The organism is Azospirillum sp. B4, from assembly GCF_000333275.1.
Lineage (GTDB): Bacteria > Pseudomonadota > Alphaproteobacteria > Azospirillales > Azospirillaceae > Nitrospirillum.
In genome coordinates this window covers 13,036-28,745 of record NZ_BACU01000091.1, presented here as the reverse complement: position 1 = coordinate 28,745, position 15,710 = coordinate 13,036, and the positions used below count along the sequence as shown (strand labels likewise).

Below are 15,710 nucleotides of genomic sequence, written 5' to 3'. Positions count from 1 at the left end.
GGCCTCCTGGCTCATCCGCTGTAGGCCCCCGCGCCCACCTTCACCCCCAGCACCCGGCAGTTGGCGGTGCTGAGATCCTGGTCCAGCTGGAAATACCGGGCCCAGGGGTCCGGGCGGCCGGCCAGCGCCATAGCATCCGCGGTGCTGTAGGCGTCGGCCCGTTCCGCCTTCGCCAGGTCGTCCCAACTGACGGGACAGGCGATGGGGGTGCCGCCGCCGGCCCGCGCCGGCTTGGCCCGGGTGGAATAGGGGGCGATGGCGGAGGCGCCGCGGCTGTTGCGGAAATGGTCGATGAACAGGCGGCCCTGGCGGTGCGCCTTGCTCATGGTCGCGACATAGGCCTCGGGGTCGGCCTCCACCAGCTGTTCGGCCACGGCCCTGGCGAAGGCCGCCACCACCGGCCACTGGCGCCGGCCGCCGCCAGGCCCCAGGGGCGCGACCACATGCACGCCCTTGCCTCCCGTCAGCAGGGGGAAGCTGGCAAGGTCGAGGGCAGCCAGCACGTCACGCAAGGCCACCGCCGCCGCCTTGACCTTGGCGAAGGGCAGGCCCACGTCCGGGTCCAGGTCGAAGACCAGGCGGTCGGGCGATTCCAGCTTACGCACCAGGCTGCCCCACAGATGCAGTTCCAGCACGCCCAGCTGCGCCGCCGCCACCAAGCCATCGGCATCGGTCACATAGAAGTAGTCCATCTGCCGGCCGTCCTTCTCCCGTACCGGCTTACGCCGCCACGGGGCCGGCATGCTGCCGCCCGCGTGGCGCTGGAAGAAGCAGGCCTGCGCCGTTCCCTCCGGACAGCGCAACAGACTGAGCAGCCGACCGGCGGCGTGGGGCAGCATGCGGGGTGCCACGGTGCGCAGGTAGTCGGCCAGCCCCCGCTTGGTCAGGCCAGAGGCCGGGTCCAGCACCCGGTCCGCATGGGTCAGGGCCACGGCGCCCACCATTTCGGCCGCCGCCTGGCGCACCGGCTCCGCCTTTTCCAGCACCACGGCTTGGGCGGGCTTGTCGCCGCGCAGGCCCATGAACCGGCCCTGGCGCACCAATCGGTCGGCGGTGAAGCCGGCGAAGGCGATTTCCGCCACCAGTTCCGGCCGGACCCAGCGCGCCCCGCGCGCGACGGCGGGGGGAACGCCGTCCTCCGCCACCGGCGGCGCCTTGCGGGAAAGGGCGCGAAGCCGCGCCTGCAGGCTGGCCTGGGTGTCGCCATCGAAGCCGCTGCCCACCCGGCCGGCATAGCGCAACAGCCCGTCGTCCTCCCGCAGGCCCAGCAGCAATGAGGCGAAGGCCCGCCCATGGGTGGAGGGCGACCACCCGACGACGACGAATTCCTGGCGGTTGCCGCATTTGATCTTCAGCCAGTCATGGCCACGGCCGGAGCGATACGGGGCTGACAGCCGCTTGGCGATGACGCCCTCGAACCCCTGTTCGCACAGGGTGGCCCAAAGTCCGGTGCCGCCGGCCACGACGTGGTCGGCGTAGAAGATGGGGCCGGTCTTGCCCGTTTCCCCCAGCAGGGCGGCCAGCCGCGCCTTGCGATCGACCAGCGGCCGGTCCGCCCAGTTGCGCCCGGCTTCCGCCAGCAGGTCGAAGACATAATAGCTGAGCGCCGTCTGATCGTTGCGCATGGCGCGTTGCAAGGTGTTGAAGCTGCTGAGCCCCCGGGCGTCCAGGGCCACGATCTCCCCGTCCAGCAGCACCGGCGGCAAATTCAGCGCCGCCAGCGCCCGCACCACTCCGGGAAAACGGTCGGTCCAGTCCAGGCCCGAGCGGGTGTGGATGCGCACATCCGGGCCCGATACCGACACCACGGCGCGATAGCCGTCGAACTTGGCCTCGAACAGCCAGCCGGGTCCTTCCGGCGGGACATCCACCAGCGTGGCGAGTGCCGGTTCCATGAAGGCCGGGGGCGGACCCTTGGCCTTGGGGCGTGATGGCGCCAGCGTTTCAGCCAGGCGGGGCAGCACGTCGTCGTCAGGGGTGTCGCGGCCCATGGCTTCCACGTCCCCTCAATGATCGACCCGGCCGGCCAGGGCCCGCGCGTCGTCAGGCGCCCTCAGCTTGTCGGTATTGTCGAAATAGACAAAGACATCACGTGGCGCCGGATGCTTGTCCGTTGGTGGAATGACGTAGCTATCCCGGCCCACGTCCGCCGGGTCCAATGGCCGCCCGTCCGCCCAGGCGCCGATCCTGCGGGCCCAGCGGTCCAGTTCGGTGTCGGCGTAGCCGCTGCGATAGAGCTCGGCGTTGCCATGCAGGCGGCAATAGACGAAGTCCGCCGTGAGGTCCATCAGCAGCGGCCATTCCACCGTGTCGGCGCAAACCAGGGCGACCTTGTGCCGGCGGAGAAGATCGATGAAGGCCGGGTCGCGGAAGCTCTCGTGCCGGATTTCCACGGCATGGCGCAGGCGGCGGTTGGTTTCCGCCCGCATCCAGGCGCGGGCCCTGAGGTTGCCGTCATGGCTGTGGGCCAGGTGGGCCGCCTGCCCGGTATCCCGGGGCAGCAGCGCCAAGAACTCTTCCATCAGCGCCGCGTCGAAGCGGAAGCTGGGCGGAAACTGCCACAGGATCGGTCCCAGCTTGTCCGCCAGGCGCAGCAGGCCGGAGGCGAGGAAGTTGGCCACCGGGACCTTCGGATCCTTAAGCCGCCGGATATGGGTGATGTAGCGCGGCGCCTTGACGGCGAAGACGAAATCGTCCGGCGTCTCATCGGCCCAACGGGCGTACACGTCCGGGGTTTGCAGGCCATAGAAGGTGCCATTGATTTCTATGCTGCGGAAAACGCCGCTGGCGTATTCCAGGGCGCGGCGCTGGGGCAGCCCTTCAGGAAAGAACGCGCCCCGCCAGGGGGCGTAGGTCCAGCCGGAAATGCCGATACGGACGTCCGCGTGCGCCACCATGATGCCGCGTCACCACCACTTGCCCAGCCACCAGGCGAGCGCGAAGGCCACGATCACCAGGGCCAGGCTGACGAGAAGGACGGCCAGCACCGGCCGGCCCAGGGTCGCGCCCCGCGCCTCGCGCGCGGTCAGGACGACGTGGTCTTTCTTGCGTTCCATGTTCGGGCCCTCACCCAGTTGCCGGGTCACGGAAATAGCAACCGTTGGAAGGGGGAATGGGTTCCTTGAGGACGAATTCCACCATAATAACGCGTTAAAGTATTAAATTATATCTACTGTCGGTTTTAGCTTGCGGGTAGTGCGCCGGCGCGCTACCTACTTTCACTCCGCACACCAACACGGAAGAACAACCGTGAAGATACATGCCCTGCCGCTTGTCGGCCTGCTGAGCCTGTTGGCGGCGCCCGCCGTATCGGCCCAGCCCACCCCCACGCCGGATCCCTACTCCGTCCCCGTCACCTGCAACGCCAACACCCGCACGGCCGCCGCGGCGTTGAGCCCGCTGATGCCCTGCGATGTGCCCACGTCGGCCGACGGCGGTGTGCCGGCGCAGATCCAGCAGAGCTTCGACACCTTCTCCTGGCAAAGCTTCGTGGCGCTGAACTGGCCTGCCGACGGCAAGACCACCATCGGCAAGGGTGCCGGCCCCGGCGGCGACGCGCCCGCCCTCTGGCAGGGCTGGGCCGACGCCCTGGCGGTGATGACGCCCACCCCGCCGGCCTGGGGCCAGCAGGCCCCCGTGCCGCAGGCCTGCCAGGCGCTGAAGGCCGATGCCGGCGTGCCGGTGCTGACCATGGTTGGCAAGACGCCCGATCTGCTGACGGCCGCGACCCAACCCTTCGACACCGGCCCGCTGATCGACCAGCAGGGGCACTACGTCCGTTATCAGATCCTGATCAACAAGCCGATGTACGACTTCATCATCGGCAACAAGTTGAACACCAAGGCGGGCCAGGCGGCCTATAAGCCCACGCAGACGCCGCCCAACGCGACCCAGCCGATGATGACCTTCCCCGGCGGCCTGCAGATTGGGCCCGTCACGCCGGCGCAGCCGGTGGCCACCGCCCCCGGCTATGAGGGCGCGGTGATGATGAAACTGGCATGGAAGGTCATGGCGCCCAGCGACAACCCCGCCGCCTTCCACACCATGACCGCCCTGGTCTACACCCCCGCGACGGCGACCGCGCCGGAGGCCTGCGAGAAGCAGGTGATGGGCCTGGTGGGCATGCACATCGGCAACAAGGTGCAGCGCTTCCCGCAGTGGGTGTGGTCCACCTTCGAACAGGTGCGCAACGTGCCGGAGGCCGCGTCCGTGGCCAGCCTGAAAGCGACCGACACCTTCAACTTCTACAAGGTGGGCTGCGACACCAGCAAATGCCCAGTGAACACGCCGCCGCCCCGTCCGTGGAACCCGGCGGTCCAGCCCTTCCCCAACGGCTACACCAGCCAGATCACGCGCGTCATCGCCCTGGTCCAGGCCTACAGGGACATGAACGCCAAGTGGCAGGCGCCCTTGGCCGGCAGCGTCTGGGCCAATTACATGCTGGTGGGCACGCAGTGGCCGACCCAACAGGACAACAAGGCGACGCCGACGGGCAAGCCCTTCCCCCAATTCCTGGCCAACACGACCATGGAAACCTACATCCAGGGCACCGTGCCGCAGAGCAGCAGCAGCTGCATCGCCTGCCACAACAACGCGGTCGACACCGCCGGCACGCCGTCCGACTTCACCTACATCCTGGAACGCGCGACGCAGTGAGGCCGGCGCCAATCCGCCACCCGCCCCGCCGCCCTCCTATGGGAACACGCTCATGAGCGATCTAAGCACGCCGCCCGCCCCGGGCACCCCGCCGGGCATGGGCCGACTTCATCAACCTGTCGGCCTTGCTGACCGGCATCGCCGCGGACGTCCTGCTGCCGTCCTTCCCGGTCAACAACGTCCACCAGGAAATCCTGGACGCGGCCTATGCCGACAACGCCACGGCCCTGGTCCAGCTGATCGACACCTTCACCGCCGCCGCCCCGACCACGCCGCCGGCGGTCCTGTTGCAGACCCTGCTGGTTCCCGGCAACACGGCCACGGCCTACATGGCCAAGTCCATCATCCTGGCCTGGTACAGCGGCGCCTGGTACGCGTCCGGCCAGCTGTATCCCGCCGCCCAACGGGCGGTACCCCGCGTCATTTCCGACGACGCCTACACCCAGGGATTCATGTGGCAGGTGGCCCAGGCCCACGCCATGGGCTCCGCCGATTATCCCTTCGGCTATTGGAACGGCCAGCCGCCGACGCTGGACAACTTCATCGGACAGCAGCCGCCCCCCTACACCCCCACCAGCGCAGGAGGGCAGGCGTGATGACCGCCGCGACCGAACCCACCGCCGCCCCGGCTTACGATGTCGTCATCGTCGGCTCCGGCATCTCCGGCGCCATGATGGCCAAGCAGTTGGGCGAGGCCGGCAAGAAGGTGCTGATCCTGGAGGCCGGCGCGCCCCTGCCGGTCAACATCGATGGCTATCTGCACACCTTCTTCCAGTCGCCGGCCAAGGTGCCGGAATCGCCCTATATCCCCAACCTGTTCAGCGACGCGGCCACCTTCACCCTGGCCAACCCCACCCTGCTGAACGCGCCCCGGCCCACCGTGCTGACGCTCAGCGCCGACAGCTGGCAGAACCAGAGCCAGTCCTACCTGGATCAGCAGGGGCCCACCGCCTTCGCCAGCACCTATGAGCGCACCAACGCCGGCACGGCCCGCCACTGGCTGGGCACCACCCTGCGCCACGTGCCCCATGACTTCGCCATGCGCAGCACCTATGGCGTGGAGATCGACTGGCCGCTGACCTACGCCGACCTGGAGGATTGGTACGGCCAAGCGGAGGCGGAGATCGGTGTGTCGGCCAATGTCGCCGACCAGGCCTACCTGGGCATCACCTTCCCCGCCGGCTACGAATACCCCATGCCGGCCCTGCCCAACACCCTGGTGGACCAGTACGTCGCCGCCGCCGTGGACGGGAAGCAGCTGGACGGCGCCACGCTGACCGTCACCACGACGCCGGCCGGCCGCAATTCCCGCCCCTACCAGAACCGGCGCGCCTGCGGCGGCAACACCAACTGCATCCCCATCTGCCCCATCCAGGCCAAATACGACCCCAGCGTCACCCTGAACGCCGCCCTGCAGACCGGCAATGTCACCATCCAGTACCAGACGGTGGCGGTGTCGGTGGACCTGGCCGGGGATGACACCAACATCGGCGGCATCTCCTGGGTCCAATATGATGGCCCCGATGGCGGGGTTGTGGGCAGGGGGACGGCCACCGGCACCATCTACGTCCTGGCCGCCCACGCCATCGAGACGCCCAAGCTGCTGCTGATGTCCACCAACGGCGGCAAGACGCCCAACGGCATCGCCAATTCCAGCGACCAGGTGGGCCGCAACCTGATGGACCACCCCCTGTACCTGGCCTGGGGCCTGGCCTCGAAGCAGGTCTTCCCCTATCGCGGGCCCCTGTCGACCTCCGGCATCGAATCCCTGCGCGACGGCGCCTTCCGTGAGGATCGCGCCGCCTTCCGCATCGAGATCGGCAACGAGGGCTGGAACTTCCCCGGCGGCGATCCCTATACCAGCCTGTTGGCCGAAGTGCTGGGCGACGATGAAAGCCAGATCGGCACCGCCGGGGCGGCGCTGGTCGCCACCCTGAACGGCCGCTACACGCGGCAGTTCCGCATGGCCTTCCTGGTGGAACAGACACCCGACCCGGAGAACCGCGTCACCCTGTCGCCGACCTGGAAGGACAAGCTGGGCCTGCCACGGCCGCAGATCCACTACCAGCTGTCGGACTACACCAAGGCGGGCTTCGCCGCCGCCCGGCAGACGGCCGACCAGCTGTTCGCCTGGATGGGGGCGGAGCAGGTCACCGACAAGAACCCGGCCGCCGGCCCCACCACCTTCAGCTACGAGGGCCAAGACTATATCTACTACGGCGCCGGCCATGTCGTGGGCACCTGCCGCATGGGCGGGGACGCCGCCACCTCGGTGGTGGACGCCAACCTCCGGACCTGGGACCACCCCAACCTGTACATCCTGGGCAGTTCCGTCTTCCCCACCATCGCCACCGCCAATCCGACGCTGACCATCGCGGCGTTGGCCCTGCGCGCGGCGGCCACGGTGCTGACGCAGCTGGGCTGAGGTTTCCCAGTTCCCCAAGCCCCCGGCCGCCCCGTCGTGGCCGGGGGCTTTCCTTTGCCGGCGGCCCCCTGGCACCGCGAACCCTCTATTGAAATCGCCCCTCCATACGATATGTCCTTGGTGAGGACGGATGGTTCGGCGAGGGATTATTGTGACGGGACTGAGGGAGGAGCTACGCGCCGGCACGGCGGCCTGCCACGCCGCCCTGGATCAGCGGTTCTCATCCCTGGACGTGGGCCGCATGCCGGACTACGCCCTGCTGCTGCAGGCGCAGCACCCGGCCCTGCGGGCCGTGGAATTGAGCCTGGAAGCGGCGGGGGTCGCGGATCTGCTGCCCGACTGGCCGCAACGCCGCCGCCGCCAAGCGCTGGAAGCCGACATGGCCGCCCTGGACGCCCGCCCCCCCACCACGCTGGTCGAGACGCCGGTCATCCGCACCCGGGCCGAAATGCTGGGCCATCTCTATGTGCTGGAAGGGTCGCGGCTGGGGGCGGAGGTGCTGCTGCGCCGGGCGCTGCGGTCGGATGATCCGCGCATCAGCGGCGCCACGCGGTTCCTTGCCCACGGGCGGGGCGCGCCTTTCTGGCGGGACTTCGTGGCGCTGCTGAACCGTGAGCCGGCGGACGGCGACGCACGGGCGGCGGCTTTGGAGGCGGCGGCCTTGTCCTTCAGTCTATTCCAAAGGGCCGCCGCTCAGGTGTTGGACCATTATGGGGCTAGCCACGCCACCCGGCGGGTGTCAAGAAGCTGAGCCGCCGCCATCATTTAACCTCAAATTTCCGGCAAGCGGTTGATGAACCGGTCCTCGGACAGATGGGATCCGCCCTTGGTCACGTCACAGCATCCAGACGACCATCCTGCGAAGGACACCGCCGCGACGGACGTGCAGCCGGTGCCGCAGGACCTGCTGGACCAGTGCGCGCGGGAACCTATCCGCATCCCTGGCGGCATCCAGCCGCATGGCGCGCTGGCGGTGTTCCACGGACCGGACATGACCCTGATCCAGGCCAGCGCCAACCTGGGCGCCGTGCTGGACCGGCCCATTTCCTTCGACGGCACGCAGACCCTGGGCGACGTGGTGGGCCCGCACACCGCCCTGGAGGGCGATGTCCTGCGCTGGGCCGGCGGGCGTGAGACCACCTTCCTGGAGCAGTACCAGATCGACGGCCGCACCTTCCACGTGACCGGCCATCGCGCGCGCCAGGGCCTGATCCTGGAGTTCGAGGAGCTTGACGAGTCCGAACGGGCGCGCAGCGCCAGCTTCTACCCGTTGCTGCGCGATTTCCTGGAAACCTCGGACGGTCTGAAGACGGTGGCGGACCTCAGCGCCGGGGTGGCGGCGGAGGTGCGGACGCTCACCGGCTTCAACCGGGTCCTGATCTATCGCTTTGATGAGGACTGGAACGGTACCGTCATCGCGGAAACGGGCGACGGCACCCTGCCCTCCTACCTGGACCTGCGCTTCCCCGCCTCCGACATTCCGGCGCAGGCGCGGGAGCTTTATCGCCTGAACCGCCTGCGGCTGATTCCCACCGCCTCATACACGCCCGTCCCGCTGGTGCCGCCCCTGTGCCCGGCGGATGGCGCGCCGCTGGACCTGGGCGTCGCGGCGCTGCGCAGCGTGTCACCGGTGCACCTGGAATACATGCGCAACATGGGCACGGCGGCCTCCCTGTCCATCTCCATCGTCATCGATGACCGGCTGTGGGGCCTGATCTCCTGCCACCACGCCCAGACGCGCTATGTCGGCCCCCAGATCCGCGCGGCTTGCGATTTCCTGGGCCGCATCGTCGCCCAGCAGATCGCCGCGCGGGAGCGGGCGGCGGAGATAGATGAGCGGCTGCGCCTGAAAAGCATAGAGACGGAGCTGGTGGCCCATCTGGCCCGCGCTCCGGGCTTCCAAGCGGGGCTGGTGGAGTGCGCCAGCCAATGGCTGGCCCTCACCAACAGCGCCGGCGCCGCGGTGGTCACCGACGGCATCGTGCTGTCCACCGGCAAGGCACCGCCCATCGACAGCATCCTGGCCCTGTCCGACTGGGTGCGGACCCGGAACATCGAGCAGATTTATTCCACCAACTGCCTGAGCGCGGAGTGGCCGCCGGGCAAGGACATCGCCCAGGTCGCCAGCGGCGTCATCGCCATCCCCATCTCACGCCTCCACGCCAGCTTCATCTTCTGGTTCCGGCCGGAAGTGGTGGAGACCGTGCGCTGGGGCGGTGATCCCCGGGCCGCCAAGGCGACCGACACCAGCGGTCGCCTGCATCCCCGCCTGTCTTTCGAATCCTGGAAGCAGGAGGTGCGCGACCGGGCCCAGCCCTGGCGGCAGGCGGAGCTGCTGAGCGCCATCGACTTCCGCGGCGCCATCGTCAACTTCGTCCTGCAGCGGGCGGAGGAGCGCGCCCAGCTGACGGAGGAGTTGCAGCGGTCGAACAAGGAATTGGAGGCCTTCTCCTATTCCATCTCCCATGACCTGCGGGCCCCCTTCCGCCATATCGCCGGCTATGCCGAGCTGCTGGGTGAGGAGGAGCCGAACCTGAAGACCCTGTCACGCCATTACCTGGACGGCATCATCGCCGCCGCCTTGTCGGCCGGCCAGCTGGTGGACGACCTACTGCACTTCTCGCAGTTGGGCCGCACCAGCCTGAGGATGACGCGCATCGACATGGCCAAGGTCATGAGCGAAATCCGGCGCAGCCTGGACCTGGATGAGCGGCAGCGGGCGGTCACGTGGGACATCGGCCCCCTGCCCCCCGCCTGGGGCGATACCACCCTGGTGCGCCAGGCCCTGTTCAACCTGGTGGAAAACGCCGTGAAGTACAGCCGGGAGGCCACGCCGCCGCGCATCCGGATCCGGGGGCAGGACCGAGGCGCGGACGTCCTTTACACCGTGGAGGATAACGGCGTCGGCTTCGACATGAATTATGCCGGCAAGCTGTTCCAGGTGTTCCAGCGCCTGCACCGGCAGGAGGATTTCGAAGGTACGGGCATAGGCCTGGCGCTGACCAAGCGCATCATCGACCGGCATGGCGGCACGCTGGAAGCCAAAGGCGCGGTCGGCCAGGGCGCCACCTTCAGCTTCACCTTGCCCAAACGGCAATCCACCCCACAGGCAGCCCCCCCATTGGCAGCCCCCCCATTGGCAGCCCCCCCATTGGCAGGAGGAAACCGTGGCCTCGCTTAGACCCATTCTTCTGGTCGAGGACAACCCGGCCGACGTGGAACTGACCCTGGCGGCCCTGAGGAAAACCCAGCTGGCCAATGAGATCGTTGTCGCCCGCGACGGGGTGGAGGCGCTGGACTACATCTTCAGCGAGGGCCAGTACGCCAACCGGGACCCAGGCCCGCCCGCCGTGGTGTTGCTGGACCTGAAGCTGCCCAAGGTGGACGGCCTGGAAGTGCTGGAAAAGGTGAAAAGCCATCCCAGACACCGCGCCACCCCCATCGTCATGCTGACCTCCTCCCGCGAGGAAAGCGACGTGGTGCGCAGTTACCAACACGGCGTGAATTCCTTCGTGGTGAAGCCTGTCGACTTCAAGGCCTTTTTCGAAGCCATCCGTGACCTAGGTATCTTCTGGGCGGTGTTGAACGAGCCCGTGCCCGGAGATTTTTAGTGTCTCAGCCTGCGGAAAAGCCTGTCACCCTGCTGTTGGTCGAAGACAGCGACATCGATGCGGAACTGATCGCCCATCAGGTCCGCAAGATGGACCAGCCCGTGGCCCTGACCCGCGTCGCGGGGCGGGCCGAGTATGAGGCGGCTTTGGCCGCCGGCGGCTTCGACATCATCCTCTCCGACTATTCACTGCCGGGCTTCAACGGTTTGGCCGCGCTGGAGTTGGCGCGCGCCTGTGTTCCGGCCCTGCCCTTCATCTTCATCTCCGGCGTCATCGGCGAGGAGTTCGCGACCGAGGCGCTGCGCGCCGGGGCGACGGATTACGTGACCAAGCGCAACCTGACCCGCATCCCCATGGTGGTGACGCGGGCGCTGCGGGAGGCGGACGACCGCCGGCAAGCCCGGCTGTCGGCCCAGGCGCTGCGGGAAAGCGAGCAGCGGTTCCGCATCATGGCCGACAGCGCGCCGGCGCTGATCTGGTCGGTCGACACGGACGCCCGGGTGGTCTTCGCCAACCGGCGCTTCGAAACGGAGTTCGGCGTGGCCCCGTCCCGCATGGAAGCGGAGGGATGGGCGGCCTTGATCCATGAGGATGATTGGCCGGCCTTCAGCGCCACGCGCAGCGCCCTGTTCGAGCAACGCGCGCCTTTCCTGGGTGACATCCGCGCGCGCAAGGCGTCGGGGGAGGTCCGCTGGCTGCGGTGTGAAAGCAGCCCGCGCTTCGACGACAGCGGCACGTTCCTGGGGTATGCCGGCTGCGCCATCGACATCACGGAAACCAAGCTGGCGCGGGACGCGCTGGAGGCGGAGGTGGTGGCGCGCACGGAAGAGCTGCGCGTGAAGGAGGAGGCGCTGCGCCAGTCGCACAAGATGGAGGCCATCGGCCAGCTGACCGGCGGTATCGCCCACGATTTCAACAATATGCTGGCTGGCATCGTCGGCGCCGCCGACCTGATCCAGAAGCGGGTGCGCGACGCCCGCTTCGACAGCATCGGACGCTATGTCGACAGCATCCTGTCGTCCGCCCACCGCGCCGCCGGCCTGACCCATCGCCTGCTGGCCTTCGCCCGGCGCCAGACACTGGACCTCAAGTCCTCCGACATCAACCAGTTGGTGGGCTCGTTGGACGACCTGCTGCGCCGCACCCTGGGCCAGGCCATCGAGCTGAAGATCACCCTGGCGCCCGGCCTGTGGCCGGCCATCACCGACGCCAACCAGTTCGAGAGCGCCATCCTGAACCTGGNCCATCACGCCCGCGACGCCATGGGCGACGGCGGCCGCCTGACCATCGAGACCCAGCACGTCACCATCACCGCCGCCGATGGCGAGGCGCTGGCCGACATGCTGCCGGGCGACTATGTCCCTGACTGCGTGACCGACACCGGCACCGCATGCCGCCGGAAGTGCTGGAGAAAGCGTTCGACCCCTTTTTCACCACCAAGCCCATCGGCCACGGCACCGGCCTGGGCCTGTCCATGATCTATGGCTTCGCCCATCAGGTGGGCGGCCACGTCACCCTGGCCTCCACCCCGGGCGAGGGCACCACCATCTGCCTGTACATGCCCCGCGACCAGGCAGCCCCGGCCATGGTGGCGGAAACCGAGGTCTCCCCGGCGAGTGCCCCGCCCAAGGGCCGCGGCACCGTCCTGGTCGTGGAGGATGAGCTCGTGGTCCGCATGGTGGTGATCGACATCCTGGAGGAGCACGGCTACGCCGTCATCGAAGCGGAGACGGCGGCCCAAGCCCTGCCCCACCTATCGGGCCAGGACAGCATCGACCTGCTGCTGACCGACGTCGGCCTGCCAGGCATGAACGGCCGCGACCTGGCAGCGGAAGCGCGGCGCCTGCGCCCTGGGCTGAAGGTTCTGTTCGCCACCGGCTATGCCGAAGGGGCCAGCCAGCGCTCCGCCTTCGTGGGCGAGGGCATGGACTATATCGCCAAACCCTTCGATCTGGACGAACTGGGCCAAAAGGTCCGGGCACTGACGGAGGCGTAGGCTCGGCGTTCAAAGGCGCTTGCCTTTCAAGACGAACGTCCTTCCTTCTTGCGGGCGACCACGACTGGAAAGACGCCCCGTATGCTGACCCTGTACCGGCTGGAGAATGGCGCCCTGAAACGGCGGGAGCCGGGCGCCGATTGCCTGGCCGACGATCTCTGGATCGACATGATCGCCCCCACCAAGGAGGAGGAGGCGGCGGTAGAGGCGGCGTTGGGCGTGGACATCCCCACGCGGGAAGAGATGCGGGAGATCGAGAGCAGCGCGCAGCTGTACAAGGAAGGCGACGCCCTAGTCATGACGGTGCGGGTGCTGACCCGCCAGACGCCCCTGGGCCCGGCCCTGGCCGACGCCACCTTCATCCTGACGCCGAAGCACCTGGTGACGGTGCGCTATCTGGATACCACCCCCTTTCGCACCTTCACCGCCCGTGTGGATCAGGGTGGCGACCTGCCCACGGAGCCCGAGGCCATCATGCTGGGCGTGCTGACCGCCATCGTCGCCCGGGTGGCCGACGTGCTGGAAGAGGTGAAGGAGGGGTTGGACACCCTGTCCCGCTCCGTCTTCACCCAAGAAGACGGACAGCGGCCCAGCATCATCGACGCCGACCTGCAGACGGCCCTGAAGCGCATCGGCCGCAGCGGCGACCTGGCGTCCCGGGTGCGGGAAAGCCTGCACAGCCTGGCCCGTACCGTCTCGTTCCTGAAGGCGGCGGAGAAGGCGGCCCCCATAGCGCCGCAGACCAAGCTGACCCTGAATACCCTGAACGGCGACATCCAATCGCTGCTGGACTACAACCTCTACCTGGCGCAGACGACGCAGTTCCTGCTGGATTCGACCCTGGGCCTGATCAACATCCAGCAGAACGCCATCATCAAGATCTTCAGCGTGGCGGCCGTGATCTTCCTGCCGCCGACGCTGATCGCCTCCATCTACGGCATGAACTTCAAGCACATGCCGGAACTGGATCTGGTCTTCGGTTATCCCGGCGCCCTGTGCCTGATGGTCATCTCCGCCATTCTGCCCTACTGGTACTTCCGCCGCCGGGGCTGGCTGTAGGAGGCGCCGGCCCAGCGCCGGTCATCCCTTGGCCGGCGTCTCCGCCACCGGCGTCAGCACCGGCCGCCCCTCCGCCCAGGCCAGCAGGTTGTCCACCACCAGCTGGCCCATGGCGCGGCGGGTGTGGGTGGTGGCGGAGCCGACGTGGGGCAGCAGCACGGCGTTGTCCAGGTCCAGCAGGGCCTGGGGGACCCGCGGTTCGTCGGCGAACACATCGAGACCGGCCCCCAGGATGGTGCCGTCCCGCAGGGCGGCGACCAGCGCCGTCTCATCCACCACCGATCCGCGGGCGATGTTGATCAGGATGCCGTCGGGCCCCAGGGCCGCCAGCACCCCGGCGTCCACAAGGTGCCTGGTGCCGGCCCCGCCCGGCGTCACCACCACCAGCACGTCCACGGCGGCGGCAAGATCGACGGGCGTCGCGTGATAAGGCAGGTCCACGTCATCCTGGCGGTGGCGGCCGTGATAGTGGACGGGCAGGCCGCAGGCGGCCAGGCGGTGGGCGATGGCCTTGCCGATACGTCCCAGGCCCAGGATGCCGGCGGTTCGACCGCGCAGGGTGGGCGTCAGGGGAAAGGATTTGTCCAGCCAGCTGCCGGCGCGCAGGTAGCGTTCCGCCTGCGGCAAGCGGCGCACCGTCATCAGCGTCAGGGCGAGCGCCGTGTCCGCCACCTCTTCCGTCAGCACGTCGGGGGTGTTGGTGACGACGATGCCGTGGGCACCCGCCCATGTGGCATCGATGCTGTCATAGCCCACGCCGAAGCTGGAGACGCATTCCAGGCGCGGCAGCCGGCCCATCAGGTCGGCGGTGAGGACGGCCCCGCCCCCAGCGGCGATGGCCCGCACGTCCGGCGCCACCTGGCGCAGCAGGGCATCCCGGTCCGGGGCCAGCCATGGCTTGTGCACGCGGAAGGCCTGGTCCAGCTGGTCCATGACGAAGGGCATCATGGGAACGGGCATCAGCAGGTCGATATCAAAACGGGGCGCCATGCTGCCAAGGTCCTCTTGCCGGTCTTGGGGCGGGTCCCCAATTGTGTGGGGCCGGTTGGCGGCAGGATAGGATGCCAAAGGGCTTCCTGTCTGCCCGGGCGTCGGCCCTTGCGACCGATTGCCCAACACCGGATCGCGATCCCGCACCCCGCTGGTGCCTACGGGCACGGATGGGTATAGGATGGCTACAGGCGGATGGGGGGAAACGGCCTTTCCTACCCATGATGGTCACCTGTGACGGCGGTCTTTGCCATTGCCCGTGACATGGGCTATGATTTGAGAATGATTTGCATCTACGGTGCCTTCCCCAACCGCCATGACGGGGCCGGGAACCACCGGGGGACATGACGATGTCGTTGATGGATGCCGTGGCCGGAAAGACGGATCACACGCCGGAGTTCGGCCCCGGGGAGCATTTGCTGGTGTGGGCCCTGCGCCGCATGGTGAAGGGCAAGGACTACGGCCCCCTGGTGGGGCGGGAGTTCGCGGACACGTGCGGCGAGGACGGGCGGGAGGTGCTGGCCACCCTGCACACCTTCCTGCTGGCGCTGATCCATACCTGCCGGCGGGAGCTGTCCATCGGCCATCCCGGCTGCCCCAGCCTGACGGCGGACGAACGCCAGGTGCTGATGCTGGTCGCCGCCGCCCAGAACGGGCGTGAGGCGCAGTTCGACGCCCAACTGCGCTGGCTGGCGGCGGACGACGACCGCCCCACCCTGGCCATGACCGCCCGGGCGCTGGCCACCGCGTTGGTCTACAACCGCCTGACCCTGACGCCCCCGGCCTCGCAACTGCCCACCACATGCGAACGGGAAGCGCTGACTGCCTAAAACGGGCCAGCCCAGGGGAATGGACGTGATACCGGCCATCAGGCCGCATCTCCGCATTTTTCCCACATGTCCCTAGGATCAATGGTATAGCGCCGCCCCCGGTGGCAGGATCGTCGCCGGCCGACGCCGGGACCGGGCCCCGG

General features: G+C 68.4%; 14 protein-coding genes. 10 read left to right on the top strand and 4 right to left on the bottom strand.

Features of this window, described 5'->3' with window-relative positions; translation table 11 throughout:
• Window positions 1-11: 11 nt before the first annotated feature.
• Genes ligD through I55_RS36810 form a run of 3 tightly spaced genes read right to left on the bottom strand, consistent with a single transcriptional unit; the run spans window position 12 to window position 3,056 of the window.
• On the bottom strand, window positions 12-1,991 hold the full coding sequence (gene ligD / locus I55_RS04625; protein WP_252181010.1) for a DNA ligase D: 1,980 nt from the start codon (window positions 1,989-1,991) through the stop codon (window positions 12-14).
• Between the two features lie 15 nt (window positions 1,992-2,006).
• A complete protein-coding gene (locus I55_RS04620) occupies window positions 2,007-2,897 on the bottom strand; it encodes a DUF72 domain-containing protein (RefSeq protein ID WP_044559329.1) in 891 nt (296 codons plus the stop codon).
• Between the two features lie 9 nt (window positions 2,898-2,906).
• Entirely contained in the window at window positions 2,907-3,056 is a 150-nt protein-coding gene (locus I55_RS36810; protein ID WP_157999499.1) for a hypothetical protein, read from the bottom strand.
• 193 nt (window positions 3,057-3,249) lie between these two features.
• On the opposite strand from I55_RS36810, the gene I55_RS04610 reads away from it, so the two are divergent.
• The 9 genes from I55_RS04610 (at window position 3,250) to I55_RS04575 (ending at window position 13,747) form a co-directional block, all read left to right on the top strand.
• Window positions 3,250-4,656 carry a hypothetical protein gene (locus I55_RS04610; RefSeq protein ID WP_049973827.1) on the top strand — a complete coding sequence of 469 codons (1,407 nt, stop codon included), beginning with the start codon at window positions 3,250-3,252 and terminating at the stop codon, window positions 4,654-4,656.
• Between the two features lie 125 nt (window positions 4,657-4,781).
• Window positions 4,782-5,252 (top strand): hypothetical protein, encoded by a 471-nt coding sequence (locus tag I55_RS32745; RefSeq protein WP_049973826.1) that lies wholly within the window; start codon window positions 4,782-4,784, stop codon window positions 5,250-5,252.
• Entirely contained in the window at window positions 5,252-7,081 is a 1,830-nt protein-coding gene (locus tag I55_RS04600; RefSeq protein ID WP_044559327.1) for a GMC family oxidoreductase, read from the top strand. The genes I55_RS32745 and I55_RS04600 overlap by 1 nt, the downstream gene beginning before the upstream one ends.
• Window positions 7,082-7,232: 151 nt before the next feature.
• Window positions 7,233-7,832, top strand: a complete 600-nt coding sequence (locus I55_RS04595) for a biliverdin-producing heme oxygenase (RefSeq protein WP_049973825.1) — start codon at window positions 7,233-7,235, stop codon at window positions 7,830-7,832.
• 75 nt (window positions 7,833-7,907) lie between these two features.
• Complete coding sequence (locus tag I55_RS04590; RefSeq protein WP_252181009.1) at window positions 7,908-10,262, top strand: ATP-binding protein; 2,355 nt, start codon at window positions 7,908-7,910, stop codon at window positions 10,260-10,262.
• Window positions 10,249-10,692, top strand: a complete 444-nt coding sequence (locus I55_RS04585) for a response regulator (protein WP_044559325.1) — start codon at window positions 10,249-10,251, stop codon at window positions 10,690-10,692. The genes I55_RS04590 and I55_RS04585 overlap by 14 nt, the downstream gene beginning before the upstream one ends.
• Window positions 10,692-12,170: a PAS domain S-box protein gene (locus I55_RS04580; RefSeq protein ID WP_049973824.1), complete on the top strand. Its 1,479-nt coding sequence runs from the start codon at window positions 10,692-10,694 to the stop codon at window positions 12,168-12,170. The genes I55_RS04585 and I55_RS04580 overlap by 1 nt, the downstream gene beginning before the upstream one ends.
• Window positions 12,095-12,688 (top strand): response regulator, encoded by a 594-nt coding sequence (locus tag I55_RS32740; RefSeq protein WP_159107107.1) that lies wholly within the window; start codon window positions 12,095-12,097, stop codon window positions 12,686-12,688. Before I55_RS04580 ends, I55_RS32740 begins: the two co-directional genes overlap by 76 nt.
• Window positions 12,689-12,769: 81 nt before the next feature.
• Window positions 12,770-13,747: a magnesium transporter CorA family protein gene (locus I55_RS04575; RefSeq protein ID WP_044559324.1), complete on the top strand. Its 978-nt coding sequence runs from the start codon at window positions 12,770-12,772 to the stop codon at window positions 13,745-13,747.
• A 21-nt stretch (window positions 13,748-13,768) separates the two neighbouring features.
• Here I55_RS04575 and I55_RS04570 read toward each other — a convergent pair whose 3' ends face one another.
• Window positions 13,769-14,737: a 2-hydroxyacid dehydrogenase gene (locus I55_RS04570; protein WP_044559323.1), complete on the bottom strand. Its 969-nt coding sequence runs from the start codon at window positions 14,735-14,737 to the stop codon at window positions 13,769-13,771.
• A 344-nt stretch (window positions 14,738-15,081) separates the two neighbouring features.
• On the opposite strand from I55_RS04570, the gene I55_RS04565 reads away from it, so the two are divergent.
• The gene (locus tag I55_RS04565; RefSeq protein WP_148293570.1) at window positions 15,082-15,567 is read left to right on the top strand and encodes a hypothetical protein; all 486 of its coding nucleotides are present in this window, start codon (window positions 15,082-15,084) and stop codon (window positions 15,565-15,567) included.
• Window positions 15,568-15,710 lie beyond the last annotated feature (143 nt).